Annotated in this window: 18 protein-coding genes and 1 pseudogene; 10 read left to right on the forward strand and 9 right to left on the reverse strand. The window is 63.3% G+C overall.

What is annotated here, in order from left to right; translation table 11 throughout:
- Positions 1-23 precede the first annotated feature (23 nt).
- Positions 24-1,211 (reverse strand): M20 metallopeptidase family protein, encoded by a 1,188-nt coding sequence (locus tag CVM50_RS07995; protein ID WP_085888706.1) that lies wholly within the window; start codon positions 1,209-1,211, stop codon positions 24-26.
- A gap of 258 nt (positions 1,212-1,469) precedes the next feature.
- Between CVM50_RS07995 and CVM50_RS08000 the strand changes: the two genes are divergently transcribed.
- Positions 1,470-2,117 carry a TetR/AcrR family transcriptional regulator gene (locus CVM50_RS08000; RefSeq protein ID WP_085888707.1) on the forward strand — a complete coding sequence of 216 codons (648 nt, stop codon included), beginning with the start codon at positions 1,470-1,472 and terminating at the stop codon, positions 2,115-2,117.
- 57 nt (positions 2,118-2,174) lie between these two features.
- A complete protein-coding gene (locus tag CVM50_RS08005) occupies positions 2,175-3,374 on the forward strand; it encodes a pyridoxal phosphate-dependent aminotransferase (RefSeq protein ID WP_085888708.1) in 1,200 nt (399 codons plus the stop codon).
- An 89-nt stretch (positions 3,375-3,463) separates the two neighbouring features.
- Here the strand turns inward: CVM50_RS08005 and CVM50_RS08010 are convergent, their stop codons facing one another.
- The 6 genes from CVM50_RS08010 to CVM50_RS08035 all read right to left on the reverse strand — a co-directional run bounded on the left by CVM50_RS08010 (position 3,464) and on the right by CVM50_RS08035 (position 10,303).
- Positions 3,464-4,198 carry a class II aldolase/adducin family protein gene (locus tag CVM50_RS08010; RefSeq protein ID WP_085888954.1) on the reverse strand — a complete coding sequence of 245 codons (735 nt, stop codon included), beginning with the start codon at positions 4,196-4,198 and terminating at the stop codon, positions 3,464-3,466.
- Positions 4,199-4,239: 41 nt separating this feature from the next.
- Positions 4,240-5,208: an NAD(P)-dependent oxidoreductase gene (locus CVM50_RS08015; protein WP_085888709.1), complete on the reverse strand. Its 969-nt coding sequence runs from the start codon at positions 5,206-5,208 to the stop codon at positions 4,240-4,242.
- Positions 5,209-5,717: 509 nt separating this feature from the next.
- A complete protein-coding gene (locus CVM50_RS08020; protein WP_085888710.1) occupies positions 5,718-8,327 on the reverse strand; it encodes a TonB-dependent receptor in 2,610 nt (869 codons plus the stop codon).
- A 115-nt stretch (positions 8,328-8,442) separates the two neighbouring features.
- Positions 8,443-9,411 (reverse strand): FecR family protein, encoded by a 969-nt coding sequence (locus tag CVM50_RS08025; protein WP_085888711.1) that lies wholly within the window; start codon positions 9,409-9,411, stop codon positions 8,443-8,445.
- The gene (locus CVM50_RS08030) at positions 9,398-9,916 is read right to left on the reverse strand and encodes an RNA polymerase sigma factor (protein ID WP_157792159.1); all 519 of its coding nucleotides are present in this window, start codon (positions 9,914-9,916) and stop codon (positions 9,398-9,400) included. Before CVM50_RS08030 ends, CVM50_RS08025 begins: the two co-directional genes overlap by 14 nt.
- A gap of 186 nt (positions 9,917-10,102) precedes the next feature.
- On the reverse strand, positions 10,103-10,303 hold the full coding sequence (locus CVM50_RS08035; protein ID WP_085888955.1) for a short-chain fatty acyl-CoA regulator family protein: 201 nt from the start codon (positions 10,301-10,303) through the stop codon (positions 10,103-10,105).
- Positions 10,304-10,329: 26 nt separating this feature from the next.
- Between CVM50_RS08035 and CVM50_RS08040 the strand changes: the two are divergent.
- Positions 10,330-10,618, forward strand: a pseudogene (locus CVM50_RS08040) (transposase domain-containing protein); the annotation flags it as partial.
- A gap of 222 nt (positions 10,619-10,840) precedes the next feature.
- On the opposite strand, the gene CVM50_RS08045 reads toward CVM50_RS08040, so the two are convergent.
- Positions 10,841-11,728, reverse strand: coding sequence for a GntR family transcriptional regulator (locus CVM50_RS08045; RefSeq protein ID WP_085888713.1), 888 nt, complete (start codon positions 11,726-11,728; stop codon positions 10,841-10,843).
- Between the two features lie 198 nt (positions 11,729-11,926).
- Between CVM50_RS08045 and CVM50_RS08050 the strand changes: the two genes are divergently transcribed.
- The 7 genes from CVM50_RS08050 (at position 11,927) to CVM50_RS21320 (ending at position 19,950) form a co-directional block, all read left to right on the forward strand.
- Positions 11,927-13,072 carry a C45 family autoproteolytic acyltransferase/hydolase gene (locus tag CVM50_RS08050; RefSeq protein ID WP_085888714.1) on the forward strand — a complete coding sequence of 382 codons (1,146 nt, stop codon included), beginning with the start codon at positions 11,927-11,929 and terminating at the stop codon, positions 13,070-13,072.
- Between the two features lie 37 nt (positions 13,073-13,109).
- Positions 13,110-14,639, forward strand: coding sequence for an ABC transporter substrate-binding protein (locus CVM50_RS08055; protein WP_085888715.1), 1,530 nt, complete (start codon positions 13,110-13,112; stop codon positions 14,637-14,639).
- Positions 14,640-14,681: 42 nt separating this feature from the next.
- On the forward strand, positions 14,682-15,623 hold the full coding sequence (locus CVM50_RS08060; protein ID WP_085888716.1) for an ABC transporter permease: 942 nt from the start codon (positions 14,682-14,684) through the stop codon (positions 15,621-15,623).
- A complete protein-coding gene (locus tag CVM50_RS08065) occupies positions 15,620-16,501 on the forward strand; it encodes an ABC transporter permease (protein ID WP_085888717.1) in 882 nt (293 codons plus the stop codon). The genes CVM50_RS08060 and CVM50_RS08065 overlap by 4 nt, the downstream gene beginning before the upstream one ends.
- The gene (locus CVM50_RS08070) at positions 16,501-18,228 is read left to right on the forward strand and encodes a dipeptide ABC transporter ATP-binding protein (protein ID WP_085888956.1); all 1,728 of its coding nucleotides are present in this window, start codon (positions 16,501-16,503) and stop codon (positions 18,226-18,228) included. Before CVM50_RS08065 ends, CVM50_RS08070 begins: the two co-directional genes overlap by 1 nt.
- Positions 18,225-19,157, forward strand: coding sequence for a proline iminopeptidase-family hydrolase (locus CVM50_RS08075; protein WP_085888718.1), 933 nt, complete (start codon positions 18,225-18,227; stop codon positions 19,155-19,157). The genes CVM50_RS08070 and CVM50_RS08075 overlap by 4 nt, the downstream gene beginning before the upstream one ends.
- A 100-nt stretch (positions 19,158-19,257) precedes the next feature.
- Positions 19,258-19,950: an alpha/beta hydrolase gene (locus CVM50_RS21320; RefSeq protein WP_143515618.1), complete on the forward strand. Its 693-nt coding sequence runs from the start codon at positions 19,258-19,260 to the stop codon at positions 19,948-19,950.
- A 591-nt stretch (positions 19,951-20,541) separates the two neighbouring features.
- On the opposite strand, the gene CVM50_RS08085 is transcribed toward CVM50_RS21320, so the two are convergent.
- Positions 20,542-21,152 (reverse strand): NYN domain-containing protein (locus CVM50_RS08085; RefSeq protein WP_332835659.1); only part of this gene is annotated, 611 nt, incomplete at its 5' end.

The raw sequence follows: 21,152 nt of genomic DNA on the forward strand, positions 1-21,152 counted from the left end.
TTGGTGATGGTGTCCCGATCCGCTCAGACGAGCAGTTCGGCAGCCATGCGGGTCAGCGCGATGGCACTGTCCGCGATGCAGCTTTCATTGGGCTGGTAGTCGGAATTGTGAACGCGATCGTCCCGGCCCGGCGTTTGCGCGCCCACCTGGATCTGGATCGACGGCATCCGCTCGCTGAACAGCGAGAAGTCCTCGGCCCCGAAATTGTCCGCCTCGGTGACGATGGGGACGCGACCGAACTGCGCCTCCAGCGCCGTTGCAGCCCGGTCGACCATGGCGTCGTCATTGATCAACGCCGGCACGCCGCGAACGTAATCCACCTCGGCCTCAAGGTTCATCGCCGCGGCGGCGTTGGTGCAGATCCGGCGGAACGAGTCTTCCACGCGGTCCCGCGACTGCGCGCTGCGGCAACGGGCCGTGCCCTCGAACATGCAACTGTCGGGGATGATGTTCTGGGTCTCGCCCCCCGCGATATGACCGATGGTCAGCACTGCCGACAGGCCCGGATCCATCTCGCGTGAAATAATGGTCTGCAACTGCGCGATGACATGGGCCGCGCCAACGATCGGATCGATGGCGGCGTGTGGTCGGGCCGCGTGCCCCGATTTGCCGCGAATGGTGACCTTGAACTCGTCACTCGACGCGGTCCCTGCCCCGCGGTTCAGCATCAGCTTGCCGGCTTCCAGTTCAGGACGGTTGTGGAAGGCGATGGACATATCCGCCCCCTCTGCCGCGCCGTCCGCGATCATGGCGGCGGCGCCACTTTCCAGCGTTTCCTCGGCAGGCTGGAAGATCAACCGTACGGTGCCGCGCAACTGCGGGGCCATCGCCTTCAACGCATGGGCCGCGCCCAGCAGTGCCGCGGTGTGCAGGTCGTGACCGCAGGCATGCATTTTGCCGGGGATGGTTGAGGCATAGGGCAGCCCCGTCATCTCTTGGATCGGCAGGGCGTCCATGTCGGCGCGCAGGATCAGGCAGGGACCGGGCGCACCGCCCTTGATCTCCGCCACAACGCCGGTGCGCCCGACACCGGTCCGGGGTTCCAGCCCGAGGGCGTGCAACTCCTCGGCGACCTTGGCCGCAGTGCGCACGGTATCGAAGCCTGTTTCGGGGTGAGCGTGAATGTCGCGCCGGATCTCGATCAACCGCGCCTCGACCTGTCGGATGAGGCTGTCGATCTCGGGGCCGGGATCATTCGCAAAGTCGTTCATCTGTATCCTTCCGCCAGCGCGCAGTTCTGATCTGCGGCACAGGACCTTGGGTATTTCGGGTTCGGGTACGGGACCCTATTTACCCAACTGTTGTACGAATGTATAGTAATGTCGACACGTTTGATGCCGCCGAGCGCAGAAAGCGCCCGTCTTTCGGTTTTCCCGGAGGCACGGCTTGCAGAATGAACACGCAGCACTTGATGGCCGGCACGTCAGCCAGCGAAACTGGCCAGGCCATCACATGCAGGAGGACGCCAGTTGACCCGGCGCAGCTATCAACGCCTGGGCGAAGACGCCCGACGCAACGCCCTGCTCGAGGCGACACTGGACTGCCTGGCCGAAGACGGCATGGCCGGGGCCAGCGTGCGCAAGATCGCCGACCGCGCAGGTGTCTCGGCCGGACTGATCCGCCATTACTTCTCGTCCAAGGACGAAATGGTGCACGACGCCTATGCCTACCTGATGGGAAACCTGACGGGCGCCGCCGCCGAATCGGCACATGCGGCCTCCGAAGGGCCAGCCCAGGCCCTGGCCCATTTCATTGCCGCCAACGTGATGCGGCCGAACCTGTCGTCCCGCAAGGTCTCTCTCTGGGCGACGTTCATCGGTCGCGTGCGCGCCGGAGCGCGCTACGCCGAGATCCACCGCGACAGCTATCGCGAGTTCCTGGATCTGCTGGAAACGCTGATCCATCCGGTTCTGGTGCAGTACGACCGCCCGGCGGATCCGGCAACCTGCCATGGCCACGCCATCGCCCTGAACGGGCTGATCGACGGCCTCTGGCTGGAAGGCTCGCTGGAGCACGGCCTCTACGATCCCGGCCGCCTGCCCCGCATCGCGCTGAGCGCCGCCGAAGGCATCCTGCGCCTGCCCGATGACACGCTGCTGCGCGCCGTCGCCCCCTGAACACATGCCCCGCCCGGCCCGGGCCGGCGCAAAGACCGTGAAGAACAAGGAAATACCATGCATTATGCAGCGATCACCCGCAGATTGAAGGACCTGGGCGGCGACAAGTGGGCGGTCCACAATGCCGCCCGGGACCGCATGGATCGCGGCGAAAAGATCATCGAACTGACCATCGGCGAGCCCGACATCCCCACGCATCCCGCCTTGATCGAGATCTGTGCCCAATCCATGCGCGATGGCCGCACCCGCTATTCCAATGGTCGCGGCGAGGCCGGTCTGGTGCGGGCGTTGCAGGACACCTACGCCCCCCGCCTGCCCGGCATCACCGCGGAAAACATCCTGTGCTTCCCGGGGACCCAAACGGCGCTTTTTGCCGTGATGCTGGCTCTGGCCGAAGAGGGTGACGGCGTGCTGATCGGCGACCCCTACTATGCCACCTATGATGGCGTGGTCGAGGCGACCGGAGCCCATGTTCAGCCCTTCGCGCTGCGCATGGAGCATGGCTTCGTCCCGCAGCCCGCCGACCTTCTGGCCGCCATCACACCCGCAAGCCGCGTGCTGTTGCTGAACACCCCGCACAACCCCAGTGGATCGGTCATCGACCACGACACCATGCTGGCCATCGGCGAGATCGCCATCGCCCATGACCTGTGGATCATCTGCGATGAGGTCTATGAATCGCTGATCTTCCACGGCGAGTTCTGTTCTCCGCTGGACATCGAAGACCTGCGCGAGCGCACGATCGTGGTCTCCTCGATCTCCAAGAGCCACGCTGCAACCGGGTTCCGCAGCGGTTGGGCCATTGGCCCCGTCGAAGCGATGCGTCTGGTGCTGCCGATCTCGGAGACGATGCTGTTCGGCAACCAGCCCTTCATCGCGGACATGACCGAAGCGGCGCTGACCGGGGACTACGACACGGCCGACCGGCTGCGCGCCTCGCTCGCCCGGCGGGCGGCAGCGTGCCAAGCCAGCTTCGAGGACGCCGAAGGGCTGTCCTCCTTCCCGCCGCAAGGCGGCATGTTCATGATGGTCGACGTCTCGGCCACCGGGCTGGGCGGTGAGGCGTTCGCCTGGCGTCTATTGGAGGAAGAGCACGTGGCGGTCATGCCCGGCGACAGCTTCGGCGCAGAAGCCCGGCATCTGATCCGCCTCGGCCTGACCTTGCCCGACGAAGAACTGGCCGAGGCGGTCGAGCGCATCGCGGCCCTGGCCGGACGGTTGTGCGCCGCCCGCGCCGAGGTCGCCCCCCCTGCCTGAGCCCCTCTGTGGCCAAAGGAAAAGGGCCGGTGCAATGCGCACCGGCCCTTGATCGGTCTGCCCGGGTCCTGTCGCGCCCTCGGGCGGGATCAGTCGCGGTAGTCCGGCGCGATCTTCTCCAGCAGGCGCAGGTGCGCGGCCCATTCCAGCAACACGTCATCCTCCTCGCCCATCGAGCTTTGGTATTGCGTAGCCACGTGATCCGCCACGTCGGCAGGCACCTTGCGAAGCGGCTGCCCCATGGACAGCGTCGCCACCTGGATCTCGCAGGCGCGCTCCATGTAGAACATCGTGTTGAACATCGATGCGGCCGTGGCCCCGGTGGTCAACAGCCCGTGGTTGCGCAGAACGAGCACAGGCTTGTCACCAAGGCTCGCCACGATGCGCTCGCGCTCGCCCAGATCCAGCGCGATCCCTTCGTAATCGTGATAGGCGATCCGCCCGTGGAACTGCAGCGCGATCTGGTTCAGCGGCAACAGCCCCGCTTCCAGCGATGACACCGCGACGCCCGCGCGGGTGTGGGTGTGCATGATCCAGGCGGCATCATGGCTGGTGCGATGAATCGCGGAATGGATGGTGAAGCCGGCGGGATTTACCGAATAGTCACTGTCCGCGACCTTGTTGCCGTCCACGTCGATCTTAACCAGCGACGAGGCCGTGATCTCGTCCCAGGACAGGCCGTAGGGATTAATCAGGAAATGCCCGTCCTCGCCCGGCACGCGGGCGGTGATATGAGTGTAGATCAGATCGGTGAAGCGGAAATGCCACGCCAGGCGGTAACAGGCGGCCAGTTCCTGGCGCGTCTGCCATTCCGCGGCGCTCATGCCGGCGGGGGGAATATTGCTCATTACGCTCTCCTTATCGGTCAGTAGCCGCGGGCACGATCGACGCCGAAACTGAGGGGAAGGCCATCGCGCAGCTCACGCGCGGTGGTCAGGATCTGTGCCCCGACGATCGAAGGGATGGAATCGCTCGCGATATGCGGCGTGATGCGCAGACGGCTGTCGCGCCAGTAGGGATGATCCGTCGGCAGCGGTTCCTGGCGGAAGACATCCAGCGTTGCCCCGGCCAGCTGCCCGCTGTCCAGCGCGGTCATCAGGTCGGCCTCCGCCAGATGCTCACCGCGCCCGATCTGAACCAGCCAGCTGCCGGGTGCCATGGCCGCGAAAAGGCGCGCATCCAGCACGTTCTCGGTCTTGGGTGTCAGGGGCAGCGTGTTGACCACGAAGTCGGCATCGGTGGCTGCGGTGATCACGCCCTCGGCCCCGGTGCAGTACGTCACATCCGGGATCGCATCGGTCGGGCTGGTACGGCAGGCGACCCGCAGGGTGAACCCCAGCGCCCGCAGCGCCCGTGTGACGGCGGCGCCCATGGTGCCGTTGCCCAGCACGGCGATGGTGGCATACTCTGGCGGCTGCATCGGCAGCGGCGCCCAGCGAGCCTCGGCCGCCGAGGCCGCAAGCTGGGCAAAGCCGCGCGAGACATGCAGCACCTCGTGCGCCACGTAGCCCGCCATCAAGGCGGCCTGGTGCGGATCCCGCACCCTGGCGATGGCCACATCCGGCGCCACCCCGGGATTGTCCAGCAGGTCGTTCACCCCCGCCCCGATGGACATCGCCAGTTCCAGGTTGGGATAGGCGGCAAAGCTGTCGGCCTCGGGCAGCCAGCAGACCGCGAACCGCACATCACGCGGCTCGGTGATTTCTTCCGGGCGCAGCACCTTCACCTCAGTTTTCCCCGCACTCAGCTCGGGGCCGTAAAGCGCTTCGAGGTCAAGTGTCGGGCTGAGGTAGACGCCAAGAATGGTGTCACTGCCGCGGGGTGTACCGGTCATGAGCCGTCCTCCGTCTGAATGGATCGACGGCATTTGTTGCACGTTCGTATAGCAATGTGCAATACGAGGGTTCTCCCGCAACGTTCGCCCCGCGATGTTGATCTGGCGGTGGTCCTGCAACCAAGAAACCCAGTCCGCGGCGGCCTTGCCCGCATCCAGAATAGTCGAACCACATCGAGCTTCCTCCAGGCGAACGGCTGCATCGTGCTTGCGCCCCTCTGGCTCGGCGCGTTCCGGCGGCCAGGCTGGATTTCACGATGAAGCCCAGCCCCGCCCCGCCAGCCGGGCCTCGGCTCGGGCAATCTGGCGCGGGTCCACCTTCCCACGCGGAATAAGGGAATCTGCCCCAAAGCACTGCCCCCAGAGGGCCAATGCTCCCTGTTTGTGCAGGCTATCCCGAGATTTGAAGGTTCAGCGAACCTAAGAGCATACCCCTGATCTACGCGCGCGCCTGAGCTGATCGACCCCGTTCTGGCTGATCAACTCAGGACGACTAGGGCCCGCAGGGATCAGAAATTCGCGGTCAGACCGAACCGCACGGTGCGGCCAGGCGACGGCATCAAGCCAAGCGTCAGGCTGTCCATGTAGTATTGGTCCGTCACGTTATCGACCGCGAGATCGACACTCATGAGATCGTTGACCTGATAGGAGCCAAAAACATCGACGAGGGTATAGGGCTCCCAGTTGATCATCGTGGTATAGCCCCCCGTCGAGGAACTGGCCGTGGTCGCCGCGCGGTCACCGATGTAACTGATACGCGTCCCCAGCTCGAGCCGTTCCTGCATGAAGCGCCCGCCTAGGGTGAGAGTGGCGCTGTCCTCTGGTGGCACATGCAGCTGGACATAGCCTTGTTTCGTACCGCCCGACAGGCAGACCCCCTGGTCGTCGCAATATTCGGTACTGGTGTAGCGCGTCGCAGTCAGCTCGGCGAAGACACGCGCGCTGTCGTAGCGCAGCGACAGCTCGGCGCCGCGCAGTCGGGCGTGTTCGATATTGGCGAAGCTGGCGCCGGGCGGTGTGCCGCGGGTGATGTAGTCCTCGATCAAGTTGTCGAAGACCGCAAACTTGGCCTGGAACAGGTCATCGCCGGTTATCAGACCCGGGCGCTGGTAGTTCACCCCTACCTCTTTCAGCTTGGCATGTTCGGGGCGCAGATCGCTCAGCGGGTCGGGGGAGGCGCTGAACCCCTTCGTCGTCTCGAACAGGCTGGCGGTCCGGTAGGCCTCGGCATATTTGCCGTAGATCTGCAGATCCGGGGTCAACTGATAGAGGGCCGAGAAGATGGGCGCGGTGCCGCTGGTCTTCTGGTGGTTGTAGAAGTTGACCCGATCCAGCCCGCCCGCGCCGTTGTCGATATAGGCGGGCGTGGCCGAATTGTCCTGCGACTCGGCGAAGACATAGCGCAGGGACCCTTCCAGGGTCAGACGGTCCGACGGCTCGAAACGGGCCGAGACAAAGGCGCTGGCCGCATTGCGCCAGCCATCGCGCCCATCCACGTCGAACATCGTGTTGGGGTGATCGTAACGGTAGGCCTCCAGGTTATCCGGCGGCTGCAGCGACTCGTGCCGCCAGGACAGGCCGTAGGCCAGGGTCAGCGGCCGCCCTGACAGATCCAGCCGAGAGGTATTCGACAGGCTGATCCCCCATTGCTTCGACTCGCTAACGAACTGCAACGGCGCGGCCTGGGGCGGTATCCCCCCGAAGCTGAAGCCGTAGCCGGTGACGATATTGGTCAGGTTGGAGGTGCCGAAGACATCGACCTTCAGGTCGATCAGGTCATTGGCCTCGGGGTTCCAGCGATAACGCGCGCTGAGCGTATCCACGTCCACATGGCTCAGCGGCGACTGCCAGCCAGAGTTGAAGCGGATGATCTGCGATGGCATCAGCTCGCCGTAGTCGCTTTCATAGCGCGAGAAAGCCAGGTCGACCGACTGGCCGTCACCCCAGCTGTAGATGCCGCGCAGCAGGTAGGACGTGTTGTCCTGCGAGGTGTTCAACACCTCCTCGCCTCGGCCATAGCGGTTCAGCCCCGTGTTGTCGGGCCCGCCTTCCTCGCTGCCGGCGAAGTAGTTGCCGACGTCGCGCCGGGCATAGGCGGCCAGGAACTCGAAATTGCCAAGGCGCTGCGCAATGGCGATGGAACCGCTGTGCCCGGCGCTGAAATCCAGCGCGTCGGGCATGTCCATACGCTCGGCCGAGCCGTTGCCCGCGCCAACGGTGAAGGTCTCGGGGACCTTGCTGGTATTGCCGATCAGCCCGAACTTCAGTCGCACCCCGATGTTCTGGCCCGCGGGAATGATGTCGGCGGGCTTCAGGGTCGACACGCGCACGACACCGCCGGTCGCCCCGGCCCCGTCGGCGCCGCTGCTCGGCCCCTTCTCGATCGCGACGCTGCCTACCAGGTCTGGGTCCAGATAGGTGCGCCCGGCGATGCCGGAATAGCCGCGATAGACCGTGCTTTCCTGAAAGGCCCCGTCGATCACCACCGGCACCCGGCCCTGCCCCTGCATCCCGCGCACGTTCACGTCCAGCGCGCCACTGTTGCGGTTGTCTCCGTTCAACACGCCGGGATTGCCCTTCAGGAAGTCACCGACCGAGGTGCCGCGAAAGCGGTCGATCTCTTCGGGGGAATAGTAGGTGACCGATCCCGCCGTCTCGTAGGTCGTCGCCTCGGAATAGCCTTCGACCTCGCGCTGCACCCGGATCGGATCCAGCAGAATGGTGCCCTCGTTGTCGGTTCCCACCGCCCCGAAAAGGGTGATCGACACGGTGCGGTCGCCGACAAAGCTGGCATCCAGACCGCTGCCCGAGATGACCCGATACAGCGCATCGCTGGGCGGCATCCGCCCGGCCACCGCCGGCGAGGTCAGACCCGCGACCACCGAGGAATCATAGGCGATCTGCAAACCGGTCAGGCGCGACAGACGGCTGAGCGCCTCGGCCATGGGCAGGGCGGGCAGGTCGATCTCGACCATGGCGGGCTGCGCCACCGCGGCAAGCGGCGCCAGCAGCAGAGGCGCCCCCGCGGCCAGGCCCAGGGCGGTGGCCGACATCAAGGCGCGCAGCACGGCGGCGCGCCGCGGGGATCGGCCCCGGCGGGAGGAAGGGTAAGAGTTCATGCGATGTCCCCTGAGTGGATGGAGTGGGTGCAGGGGGCGGATCGGCTGCCGTTTTCCCGGGTATCATTGGGATGACGCGCGCCGACGGATTTCACCCATAGAGATTTCCCCAAAATCATGCGACGAGAAGCATGACTCCGGCCAGCTCGCGCACCCGTAGGCCCTGAGTGCGCGCCAGCGCTTCTAGCGCGGGGCGGGCATCCTCCGTTTCGAACTGCCCGCTGACTCGGCCCAATGGGCCCAGCCCGGGCCGCAGAACCACCCGCCCCGGCAGATAGCGGGCAAGATCCCGGGCCGCTTCGGCAAAGGGGGTCTGGTCGTAGATGACCCGCCCCTGCCGCCAGGCCAGGCGCGTGGCCAGGTCGATGTCCCGCGTCGCGCCCAGAGGATCCCCGGCCTGCCAGTCGATGCCCTGGCCCGCCCCCAGGTCCCGCGACGACTGGCGCCCGGATCGCAACGCGGCCGCGCCTTCGCTCACCAGAAACGACTGCACGGCCTCACCGCTGCGCAGCGCCATGCCCCCGGCCTGCATCTGGGCAACGGCCCCATCGACCGTCAGTCGGAAGGGCCGCGTGGCCGGGGCGACATCCAGGAAAACCTCGCCGTCCAGCAGGTGCAGGCCGCGCCCCTCCGTGCCAGAGGTCAGTGCAACTGCCGTGCGGGTGTTCAATTCGGCCCGCGTGCCATCCGGCAGGTCAAGAGACAGCCGTTCGTTCGCCCCGGTCACATGGTCGGCCCGCAGTCCGGTCACCATGTCCGGCAGGACCACGGCGGCCCCGCCACCCGCGGCAAGGGCCAGCGCGCCGCCCAAAACGGCCCGACGATCCGGGCCCCGGCGCCGCGTCGCCTGCAGATGCAGCCGCGCAGCCTGTCGGGAAATCGCCTGTAGCGATGCGCGCTCTTCCTCGAAGATCCGGGCATGATCGGCGCTGTTGGATTGCCATTGCCGGAACCGCGACAGCACCGCCAGATCCACCTTGCCGGACGCCATAAGGGTCAACCAATCCCGCGCCTCGGCGCGCAGGCGCCAGTCGTCCTGAGAGAAAGGGGGCCTGCCTGGCCCGCCGCGCTCACGCTTCGCCATGGTCCAACTCCTTGCGCAGCGGCAACAGACGATCCATCGCCCGTCGCATATGATAGTGAACCGTCTGCTCGCTGATCGACAGCGCCTCGGCGATCTGGCGATAGGTCATCCCCTCGACCCGGTTCATCAAGAAGATGCGCCGCGTGCGCTCTGGCAGGGCATCCAGTTCTTGCGCCACCAGCGACAGGGTCTGACGCGCCCCGAGCATCCGTTCGGCCGAGATCCCCTCCTCGCCTTCAAGGATCGCCTCGACTTCGGCGCGAACCGCCCGTCGGGTGCCGGTCTTGCGAAACCCGCTGCGCAGCAGGTTGATCAGCATCCGGCTGAGGTATCCGCCAGGATTGCGGATCTGCACTTCATCGTCGACGGTCATGATCCTAAGCCAGAGTTCCTGCACCGCCTCCTCTCCCTCGTCGCGATCCGCAAAGCGGTGCGACAGGCGCAGCAAGCGTCGCCGATCTTCCAGGAACGCCTCGCGCAGGATCCTGTTTGCTGGCTTGGACATGAAGGGCCTCCGGGTCCAGTGCCACGGTCGGCACGTCATTTAGGACCTGGCGCGCCCGCCCGGATGACAGGCGGCACGGTGGAAACGCTGGGCTTGTTGGGTTCTGCTGGCTTTACCCGCTTCGGTCAAGCCTTCCGGGGCGGGTGACGTCTGCCCCCTTCCAAGACCGCGTGTCTGAGGACAGCCTCAGCCCGAGCAGGGTGCACGACGAGAGCTGTCAGCGTCTGTGTCCAGGGGGCGGCCTACCAGCGGGAAGGCCCGTTGCAGGCAGTTGGCCCGATCGCAGATCTTGCAGCCGGCCCCGATGGGCGTGACGCTTTCGGCACGCCCCAGATCCAGATCGCGGCCATAGATAATCCGGTCAGCATGGGCCAGATCAAAGCCCAGGGCGACAGAGAACCGCTTGACCGGCTGCCTTCATCCGGTTCCTCGAGGACGGGCGCATCTGCCTGACCAAAAACGCCGCAGAACGGGTCCTGCGCGGTATCGCGCTCGGGCAAAAATCATGGCTCTTCGCCGGATCCGAACGCGGCGGCGACCGTGCGGCCTTCATGTATTCTGATCGTCACCGCAAAGATGAATGACATCGCTCCGCAGGCATGGCTTGCCGACGTCCTCGCCAGGCTTCCCAATACGACGGCATCTCGGGTTCCAGACCTTCTGCCGTGGAATTGGCGCTCCTCCGAGAGCCGACGCGCGGCATGCCCGCGGCCTACGCCGGATGCTTACGAACCAACTCGCCAACAGATGGTCATTCACCTGGGCCACGACCAGTTCCGGCACAAACCCGCTACCGGCATCGGGAGAAACTGCAAATGTATCCGAGGCCTTCACCCGCTCGGCGGAGACACGCGTCGGGTCCGGCAACATAAAGACAAAACGAAGTCACAAGCGGAGCAGGCGACTTCTCATGCCAAAGTCATGTTAGAGGTCGTCTGGAGCTGAACCGCTCGGCGCATAAGAATCCTGGGTATGCATCCGTTTCTCCAGATGCTCTCTCAGAAGGTCTCTTGCATGCGCTGTATTTCCAGCCGCAAGTTCGCGCAATATTTCAATATGCTCTTCGGTAGACTTCCGGATGTCCTTGGCCGCCTTGAAGTGCCGGTATTCCCAGAGGCGGCGCAACTTGTTGTGCTGCACAGCAGCCTCCACGAAGAAGCTATTGTTGGACCACGACACAAGCTTCTCGTGGAACCGGGCATTTCGTTCGAAAGTCTCCGTCGAATGCGTGCCTTCACTCAGGATCAGTTTTTGCTCTCGAATAGCAGCGAGCACGTCTTCACGTGGTGCGTGATAACCCGGTTCGGCCAATGCGCCGAGTTCAATCGAAACCCTGTAGCGCAGGCTTTTTCTGACATCTTCAGGGGTGCGAAGTACCGTCTCGATCTTCCAGCCGACACCAACCCGTCGTCGCAGGACACCCTCATCGGACAACCGCTGCAAGAGACGAGCAACTGTCCGGCGCGGCTGCTCATAGCGCTTGATCAACAAGGTTTCGTCGAAGTTCTCAGGCAGGCACTCATCATAGATATCGTTGACGGCGCGCCAGTAGAGACGGTCGTCGTCTGACTGGATCTCCTCCCGATCAAAGCGATCCAGGTCGAGGATGAAGTAGCCACGATTGCTGCGCCTCTCCAGTACGCCCTGCTCGGTCAGAAGTTCCAACGCCCGAACGATGGGCGTGCGCGAAATCTGAAATTTGGCGGCCAGCTGCGAGGTAACCAGATGCGCCCCGGGCAAGTATCCCGCGAGCACTGCGTCCTCAACGATGTTCTGGGCCAGCCTGTGATGCAGGGGCGTATAGGGACTCACGCTCCACTCCCGATGACTTCTGTTGCCCCATCAAGTCTATAGGGCGTTCGGATCGAGAGGAAGCCCTTCAGAGAGAATGCATCTGATGGCGATACAGGTCAAACTCTAAGCATCTGAAAATTATACGATTCAATCGGAATTTCTTGTCTTTTCAGATTCACGATTGACTCGGTTCGCAAACAAATTCACTTTTGAAGTATGTTCGATGTTCAACCCTTTCCCCATATCCGCGTCCAGGGCGCGCCGTCAGAACGCGGCTTTGCCTACGGACGCCTTGCCGCAGATCGCATCAAGATCGGCGAAGAAATCTACCGTGAAGCGATGCAGCTTCATGGCCACGACTGGACCGAGATAAAGCGGCTCGCCCATGACTTCGCGCACTCCATCGAAGCGGTGGACCCCTCCTGCATGGAGGAAGTGACGGCCATCGCAGACGGCGCCGGTGTTGATCGGGAGGTCGTCATCGTCATCAACGCGCGATCCGAACTGTTCAACGGAACCTCGCCAGATGCCGCCAAGAGCGGGCGCGCGGCCATGCCAGTCGAAGGCTGCACAAGTGCGCTGGCCTATGGCACGGCGACGCGCGCAGGGCGTCTGCTGCATGGCCAGAACTGGGATTTCAATGCGCGCTGCGTGGAATCCAGTGTCATCCTGGAGATCAAGCAAGAGAACGGCCCGTCACTGATGACCTTCGTCGAAGCGGGGGGGCTCGCTCGCTCGGGCTTCAATGATGCGGGCATCGCGGTAACGGCAAACAACCTGGAATGCGAACAGGACTACGGCAACCGCGGCGTCCCGCTGTCGATCATTCGCCGGCGCATCCTGTTGGCGTCCAACTTTGCGCGCGCGCTTGGCGCGGTCACGTCTGTGCCTCGGGCGGTTTCCAACAATATGACGCTGTCCTCCGTGCACGGCGACATCGCAATCAGTCTGGAGACGACGCCGAAGGATGTCTTTTTCGTCCACCCGGACAGCGACGGTATCTTCGCGCACGCCAATCACTTTCTCAGCCAGGAGGGGCTGACGAAAATCACGGACAGTGCCCGTTTCGGTCGCTCGCCCTGCACCTACTATCGAGACAAGCGGCTGCTGCACCACCTCCGGAAAAGAGCCGGCGACCTGACCTTGGAGGACTTCAAGGCGGCATTCTCCGACGACTTCGGAACCCCCTTCGCAGTCTGTCGGCCGCCCACGCGGTCCGGGTCGGGACACTTGGTGAGCACGGTCGCCAGCGTCATTTTCGACCCGCTTGTCGGCGAGTTGCACGCCCGCCCGGCCCCCTACGACCCCTCGACAACCTACAAAACATACAAGCTCGGAACGGCGACCCAACAAGCCGCCTGAAACCGAGCACCAACATCCAGCAACAGGGAAAAAGATAATGAAGAAAGCAATAGCGACGGCGATCCTGACCACTCTACCGGCCATCGTTTCAGCACAGGATGCCATTCTGAAGGTTGGAACCCAGGTCGACATCCGATCCACCAATCCCGGTGTGGACCGCTCGGCCTACACGGACGGCATTCTGCTGAACGTGGTCGAAGGTCTTGTCGGCTATCGTGACGATCTGTCGGTCGGCCCGGTTCTGGCAAATGAGATCCAGATCTCCGAGGACGGGTTGACCTACACCTTCCCGCTGCGCCGCGGTGTGACTTTCCACAATGGCGCCGAATTGACTGCAGATGCAGTGCTTTGGTCCTGGCAGAGGCTGATGGCCGAGGATACAGGCTGGCGTTGCCGGGACCGCTTCAACGGGTCGGACGGCATCAACGTTGTCTCCGTCACGGCTCCCGATCCTTATACCGTCACCTATGAGATCAATGCCCCCTCCCCCCTGTTCCTGAAGGAGATGGCGCGCTTCGACTGCGGCGCCGCGCCGGTACTGCACCCTGAGAGCCTTAACTCCGAAGGAGACTGGGTCGCCCCGGTCGGCACCGGGCCCTTCATGCTCGGCGAGTGGCGTCCGGGCGAGCGCATTCGCCTGGCGAAGTTCGAAGGGTACACTCCGGCGGAAGGGGCCATGGACGGGTATACGGGCGCGAAGGTCGTCAATGTCGACCGCGTGGATATCATCGTGGTTCCAGATCCCGCCTCAGCAAAAGCCGCGTTGCGCGCCGGCGACATTGACCTCTTCAACATCAACGTCTCCGACATCACCGAATTCCGCGAAGCTGGTTTCACCGTTCTCACGGAGCCGACGGCAAGCTGGAGCAACTTCCTGATCTCGCGCCATGACGAGATGCTGGGTAACCCCGCCCTGCGGCAGGCACTGGCGCGGTCGCTGGACCTCGATCAGCTCGCGATGCTGATGGGGGAAGAGGCCGCGAACGCCTCACCGATCCCGCCGATTTCGAGCTTCTACACCGAGGTGCAAAGCCAACGATACGGGTACAATCTCGACGCGGCCAAGGCCCTGGTCGAAGAGTCGGGGTATGACGGTTCACCGATCACCCTGACGACAACGAAGCAGTCCGAACGGCTTTATGATCAGGCGCTGATCGCCCAGTCGATGTGGCGCAAAGCCGGCCTGAACGTCGAGATCGAGGTGATGGACTGGGGGTCGCAGCTCGACCTTTACCAAAGCGGCAAGTACCAGATGCAGTCCTTCGGCTTTTCGCCACGCCTGGACCCCGCGCTGTCCTGGGACATGTTCTCCGGTGAGCATCCTCGCAAGGTCTGGAACAATCCGCAGGCCCTCGAACTGATCGAGGCCCTGAAGTCGGAGACCGATACCGAGATTCGCAAGGAGCTCTCCGACAAATTGCACGTCATGTTCCTGCAGGACGTCCCTGCCATTGGCCTGTTCAGCCAGCTGGACGTGATGGCAGCCTCTGACCGCGTGCAGGACTTCCGCATGTGGCCCGGTGGCCAGCCCCGTTTCTGGAATGTCGGCCTCGGCGCCGCTGAGTGACAGGTGGGGCGGCGCAAGCCGCCCCACGAGAGGACACCAGAAATGTGGACATACGCAACCAAACGCTTCCTGATGACGATCCCGACACTGCTTCTGGTGTCGATCATCGTCTTCGTGCTGATCCGGCTGATACCAGGCGACCCTGCGGCGATCATGCTGGGCGACACCGATAGCGACACCGCCCTCGAGGCCATGCGAAGCAAGCTTGGCCTCGACCTCCCGGTTTACCGGCAATACCTGATCTGGGTCGGGAACATCTTCCGCGGCGATCTGGGCGTGTCGATCAACACCGGCGAAGACATTGCCTCAGCCCTGGTGTCGCGCTTCGCGGTGACCGCCCAGATCACCTTCGTCGCGGTCGGCATAGCGACGCTGATCGCCATTCCAGCCGGGCTTATCGCCGCCTGGCGGCAGAACACGCCGCTGGATTTCGGCATTCTCTTTGTATCGATCATCTGCCTGTCCCTGCCCAGTTTTTGGCTTGGCCTGATGATGATCTACCTCCTGGCAATCAATTTCGGCTGGTTCCCCACCGTAGGCTTCGTCTCGGTGCATGAGGATTTCGTCGGCGGCGTCATGTATCTGGTGATGCCCGTGATCACCCTGGCGGCTGTCGAAACTGGCGTCCTGATCAGGATGATCCGCGTCCAGACGCTGGAGATCCTGCGCCTCGACTACATTACCCACGCAAGGGCAAAGGGTCTGAGCGAGGCGACCGTGTTGATGCGGCATGTCTTCCGCAACTCCGTCGCCCCGGCGCTGACCGTAATCGGCCTCACGCTTGGCGCGCTTCTCGGCGGGGCCAGCGTGACGGAAACCGTCTTCAGCATCCCCGGCCTCGGCCGCCTCCTGGTCGATGCGATCTTCGCGCGGGACTACCCGGTTTTGCAGGGCTGCCTGCTGTTCGTGTCCTTCGTCTTCGTCATGGTCAACCTGGTGGTGGACCTTCTTTACATGCTCGTTGATCCGAAGGTGAAGCTATGAGCGATGCGACCTCTCCCAAGACCGCCGACATGCGCAGGGCCTTCGCCCTTCCTCGGCTGCTGCGCCGCGCCAACGGTCTCATCGGAAGCGCCATACTGATCTCGATCCTGGCGTTCACGCTGACAGGGGTGGTCTGGACCCCCTTCGACCCGATCGAGCCCGACTTCCTGGCCCGCCTCCAGCCACCGGATGGGACCCATTGGCTGGGCACCGATGAATGGGGGCGCGATGTCTTGTCACGCATCCTCGCCGGCGCACGCACGTCGGTCTTCATCTCCCTGTGCTCGGTCAGCTTCGCACTGTTCTTCGGTGCCCTGATCGGTGCCGCGTCCGGCTTTTTCGGCGGCTGGACAGACCGCGGCATCATGATGCTGACTGACGCGCTGCTGGCCTTCCCCGGCCTCTTGATGGCACTTGCCTTCATGGCGATCCTCGGCCCTTCGAAATGGGGCGTGATCTTCGCACTGGGCCTCGCCTATGTGCCGACAGTCATCCGCCTGATGCGCGGCTCGGTGCTTTCGGTACGAGAGCGCGAGTTTGTCGAAGCCTCCCACGCAGTCGGGGACAGCCGCCTCTACACCCTGCTGTTGCACGTCATGCCGAACTGCATGGCCCCGCTGATCATCATGGCGACGGCCCTGTTCGGCTATGCCCTGCTGGCCGAAAGCGCGCTCTCCTTCCTGGGTCTGGGCGTTCCCCCGCCAGAACCCACCTGGGGCAACATGCTCAGCGAGTCCCGCGGACAGTTCGCGATGGCGCCTTGGCTGGCGATTTTCCCAGGCCTTTTCATCTCGGTGACCCTGCTCGGAATTAACCTGTTCGGAGACGCGTTGCGCGACACCTTCGACCCCAGAATGCGAGAGACTGGAGACGCATGATGAGCCTGCTCGATATCAAAGGACTCTCGATCTCGTTCCGGAGCGTCAAGGCCGTCGAGAACGTTAGCCTTTCCGTTAAGGCGGGCGAGACGCTTGGCATCATCGGTGAAAGCGGATCCGGTAAAACCATGATCGGCCGCGCCGCCCTCGGTCTATTGCCCGGTGGCGGCCGCGTAAGCAGCGGCGACATCCTTTACAACGGCGAAAGCGTGCCAGGGATGTCGAACAGCGCATTGCGACGGCTGCGCGGCGCCGAGATCGGCATGATCTTCCAGGAACCCATGGTCTCGCTGAACCCGGCACTGACTGTCGGCCTCCAGATGACCGAAGGCTTGCGACTTCACCGCGACATGTCCCGCAAGGACGCCAAGGCCGCTGCCGTCAACATGCTCGACAAGGTGCGCTTTCGCGACCCGGGCGCGGTCCTGCGACAGCACCCTCACGAATTCTCGGGGGGCATGAGGCAACGCATCATGCTGGCCTCCGTGCTGCTGCTGCAGCCGAGATTGCTGATCGCGGACGAGCCCACGACCGCACTGGATGCCATCATCCAGCGGGAGATCCTGGATCTGACTATGGAGATGGTGAAGGAAACGGGCACCACGCTGATGCTTGTCAGCCATGACCTGCCCCTAGTTGCCAGCTACGTCGACCGCGTCGCCATCATGAGATCGGGCAAGCTGATCGAGGAAGGCGAGGTCGGTGCGGTCATGTCCCGTCCTACGCAACCTTACACGGAGAGGCTGATGAATGCGCTGCCCGTCCCCAAGACGACGCATGTGAGTGGCACACCCCCCCTGGTGGAGGCCCGTGGCCTCTCGGTCGCGTTCAAGGTCAAAAGCCGAGCCTCGCTACCCTGGACGCCGGCCCGCAAGGTTCAAGCGGTAAACAATGTCGACCTGACTGTCCATGAAGGGGAGATCCTTGGCCTCGTCGGGGAAAGCGGCTCTGGCAAGAGTACCTTGGGGCGCGCCCTGCTGAAGCTGGTGCCCAGCGACAGCGGCAATGTCACCCTCTCCGGGCAACCGCTGGGCCGGGATTTCCGGCGGCAGATGCAGATCATCTTCCAGGACCCTTTCTCCTCTCTCAATCCACGACGGACCGTCGGGCAGATCGTACGTGAGGGCCTGCGCCATCTTGATATCAGCGAAGCCGAGCGCCAGGGCAGGATCGCCGATATCCTCGATCGGGTTCAGCTACCGCACCAGACCTATATGACGCGCCTTCCTCACCAGATGTCGGGCGGGCAGCGCCAGCGTATCAGCATCGCACGCGCGCTTGTCAGTCGCCCCAAGTTTGTCGTGGCCGATGAATCCGTCTCGGCTTTGGACCTGACGGTACAAGCTGACGTGCTGGAGCTGTTCCGCGGCCTACAGGCAGAGATGGGCTTTGCCGCGCTGTTCATTTCGCACGACATGGCGGTGATCGAGGAGATTGCCGACCGCATCATCGTCATGCGTCATGGCGAGATCGTCGAGCAGGCGCCAGGTGACACCCTGCTGGCGCATCCCCGACACCCCTACACCCAAAGACTGCTGAGCGCCGTTCCGATGCTGGAACGCAAGAACGGCCAGCTGACGGTTGTCTATCGCAGTTTCGAAGACACACACGCCGCAACTGAAGACGTCGCCGATAGCATGCTTGTCGAGGTGGCCTCAGGCCATTTCGTCCGGCACGCTTCAACCACGCCGGCAGCACAATCCATAAAGAAGGCTTTCCATTCATGACACCTGCCGACTTGAAAATCATCGAAGGCTTCGCCCCGTTTGGCGAGCACCGCACCTGGTACAGGGTCACCGGTGACCTTGATGGAGCGCAGGCGCCTCTCGTGGTCGTTCACGGTGGCCCCGGCTGCACTCACGACTACCTCGACAACCTCACCGCCCTGGCGACGGACGGGCGCGCGGTCGTTCACTACGACCAGATCGGCAACGGGAAATCGACCCACCTGCCGGACCGGGGCGCGGATTTTTGGACCATCGGCTTGTTCCTGCAGGAACTGGAAAACCTCCTGTCCCATCTCGGCATCGCGACCCACTACGACCTGCTGGGACAGAGTTGGGGCGGGATGCTTGGCGCGGAACACGCGGTGCGTCGTCCCGACGGCCTCAACCGTCTCGTGATCGCCAACTCCCCCACCTCGATGGCGCGCTGGTCGTCAGAGGCAGATCGGTTGCGCACCGCACTTCCACAGGCGACCCAGGCTGCATTGCGGCTTCACGAAGCCAACGAGGCTTACGATCATCCCGACTACAAGGCGGCCAGCGACGTGTATTATCATCGCCATGTCTGCCGTTGCGATCCCTGGCCCGATTTCGTGCGACGTACCTTCGACTGGGTCGACCGTGACCCGACCGTCTATCACACGATGTGGGGACCGACGGAATTCTGGGGCACCGGAAGCCTCAGGAACTGGACGGTCGAGGACAGGCTTGCACAGGTCAAGGTGCCGACGCTGGTGATCACGGGGGCCTATGACGAGGCAACGCCACATGCGGCAGAGTTGTTCTCGACCCTCATTCCTGATGTTCACTGGCGGATCTTCGGCCAGTCCAGTCACATGCCACATGTGGAGGAAGAAGACGCATATATGAGCGCCGTCGACGCCTTCCTGCGCAGCACTGCGGAAACGTCAGCGGAAGTGCAGAATGGTTGAATCCACAGTCCCTCGTGAGGGAACGCAGCGCTTCGGAGACTCGTCACATTGGCTTGACTGCCAGTGGCGCCGGTCGCCAAGCGGCAAGGCGCGGCGCCCGGTGCTACTCGCCATCCATGGCAGCGATCGTGACGTGCAGGGCTGCATTGAGGGATTTGCCCCGCTCGCGGATCAGCTCGATCTCAACCTTTTGGCCCCACTGTTTCCGGATGCACCTGACGACAGAGTAGCCGCGGATAGCTACAAGTTCCTGGTTGGAGGCGGTCACCATCAACTCGCCAACATGGACGCTGCCCTTCTCGCCTTTTGCCAAATGATCGACGCAACCAGAGACCGGACCCTGCTCTTCGGCTTCTCCGGCGGCGCCCAATTCGCACATCGCTATGCCTATTTCAGAGCGCGGACGCTCGCCGGCCTGATCGTTGCGGCCCCAGGCAATGTCACTTTGCCGAGCCGGCAGGAAACCTGGTGGGCTGGTCTCGACAAAGCGGTTGAAATGATCGGTGAGGCACCGGATCTCAAGGCGCTGAAGAAAGTACCGATTGCCGTACTGGTTGGCGCAGAGGATCTGGCCGAAGGCCTTGTGGATCGCACAGCACAAGCCCCTTACGGGCACCGCGCCAGTGCTTTGGCAGGACCAACCCGCCTCGAGCGGGCAAGATACCTGCACAACGCCTACCTTCAGGCAGGCCTCAGCAGCCAGTTCGCGACGATTCCGGGTGCACGCCACAACTTGCAAGCCTGCATCTCCAGCGCGACGAGGATTTTCCGATCTTGGACTATAGAGATGTGATCGCGGCACACTCGCAGGGATCCATACCTTTCGACTTCGAGCGCCCGGCGATGCACCAAGTCGCTTAAACATTGGTGTCGTGAACGAAACTCGAACCTAAAGTTACACCGGGTTCTGACTGGAAGCATATGCAACAGCGAACAAGCGGCGCGAGACGGCAACGGGAGCCTTCTTTGAACCGCGGGGAGCACGCCATTTTGGGCGCAAGCGTAGAGTTCTGGAGTCCCAAGGTGTCTTCAAAGCGCAGATATCTGCCGTTCGTGCCCGGGCACTTTGGTGTCCGCAAAGCGCAGGAAGCGTACCCCCGGGGGGAAGTTCGCGAGAACGGACGTTCCCGTGCCGCGCAGCGAAGGTTCACTCGCAGCCCATAGCCGTCGTTCTTGCCCGGCGCTGCGAAAGACCGGTCCCAGCCCGACGCGAATATTCATGCGAACCGCGCAGCTTGGCCAATCTAAACCCAGATCTGGCGTTCCATCCAAATGCTCAGCTTACAGTGATCGAATGTCGGTCCAGCTTCAGGCTGCTATCCACTTTCCACGCTCACCGGCCGAACAAGCTGTGAAGCGTAAGATCAGAAGGAAGCCGGTCATTCTACTGCTGGTCGGTTTTAGGCAGCGCCAACCAAAGCTCCCCGGAGCGATAACCTCCGCGCACGAGACGGTTGCCGCGGGCGAGCTCCGGGTACTGTTCAACCCAGTCTCGAAAGCGATCATTGGTGACCACGCGCGCATCATAATCGCGGGCCGCAGCGAGAATGACCTCGTCTGCAGGTGTACCTTTGGCGACAACCATTACCCTGCCAACTCGAAGCCCCAAGAGCTTCGCAAGCTCGACATCGCCCTGATACCGATTGACCAGCTTGTATCCAACATTTGCATCGAAAACCACGCAAGGCGCGTAGCCCTTGGTGCTCAGGCATTGCGTGACATCTCTAACCGCAGCGATGTCCGGACCGCGTCCCTTCCAGTGCATGATGTTGGAGCCATCCAGCAGGATCCACGGCGTCTTCACACGCCGCGAAAGGCCAGTTCCCCAGACACGCCAGAGCAGAAGAAGCAGGCTGCCAATCACGCCAGGTCCCGCCAGAAGCACAAGGTCCGAAAGCCCAGGCACGAACAAGCTAGCCAGGAGAGCTGAGAGGGATAAGGCGAAAATGAAGATCAATCCGAACACAGGAGCTCTCCTTCGGCGACAGATAACTA

The organism is Pseudooceanicola marinus, assembly GCF_002786295.1.
In the GTDB taxonomy this organism is placed as follows: domain Bacteria; phylum Pseudomonadota; class Alphaproteobacteria; order Rhodobacterales; family Rhodobacteraceae; genus Pseudooceanicola; species Pseudooceanicola marinus.

Excerpts from the sequence above, each read along its gene's own strand:
- CVM50_RS07995 (WP_085888706.1), bottom strand. The coding sequence starts at position 1,211 with ATGAACGACTTTGCGAATGATCCCGGCCCCGAGATCGACAGCCTCATC.
- CVM50_RS08005 (WP_085888708.1), top strand. The coding sequence starts at position 2,175 with ATGCATTATGCAGCGATCACCCGCAGATTGAAGGACCTGGGCGGCGAC.
- CVM50_RS08010 (WP_085888954.1), bottom strand. The coding sequence starts at position 4,198 with ATGAGCGCCGCGGAATGGCAGACGCGCCAGGAACTGGCCGCCTGTTAC.
- CVM50_RS08015 (WP_085888709.1), bottom strand. The coding sequence starts at position 5,208 with ATGACCGGTACACCCCGCGGCAGTGACACCATTCTTGGCGTCTACCTC.
- CVM50_RS08020 (WP_085888710.1), bottom strand. The coding sequence starts at position 8,327 with ATGAACTCTTACCCTTCCTCCCGCCGGGGCCGATCCCCGCGGCGCGCC.
- CVM50_RS08025 (WP_085888711.1), bottom strand. The coding sequence starts at position 9,411 with ATGGCGAAGCGTGAGCGCGGCGGGCCAGGCAGGCCCCCTTTCTCTCAG.
- CVM50_RS08030 (WP_157792159.1), bottom strand. The coding sequence starts at position 9,916 with ATGTCCAAGCCAGCAAACAGGATCCTGCGCGAGGCGTTCCTGGAAGAT.
- CVM50_RS08050 (WP_085888714.1), top strand. The coding sequence starts at position 11,927 with ATGTTCGATGTTCAACCCTTTCCCCATATCCGCGTCCAGGGCGCGCCG.
- CVM50_RS08055 (WP_085888715.1), top strand. The coding sequence starts at position 13,110 with ATGAAGAAAGCAATAGCGACGGCGATCCTGACCACTCTACCGGCCATC.
- CVM50_RS08060 (WP_085888716.1), top strand. The coding sequence starts at position 14,682 with ATGTGGACATACGCAACCAAACGCTTCCTGATGACGATCCCGACACTG.
- CVM50_RS08065 (WP_085888717.1), top strand. The coding sequence starts at position 15,620 with ATGAGCGATGCGACCTCTCCCAAGACCGCCGACATGCGCAGGGCCTTC.
- CVM50_RS08070 (WP_085888956.1), top strand. The coding sequence starts at position 16,501 with ATGAGCCTGCTCGATATCAAAGGACTCTCGATCTCGTTCCGGAGCGTC.
- CVM50_RS08075 (WP_085888718.1), top strand. The coding sequence starts at position 18,225 with ATGACACCTGCCGACTTGAAAATCATCGAAGGCTTCGCCCCGTTTGGC.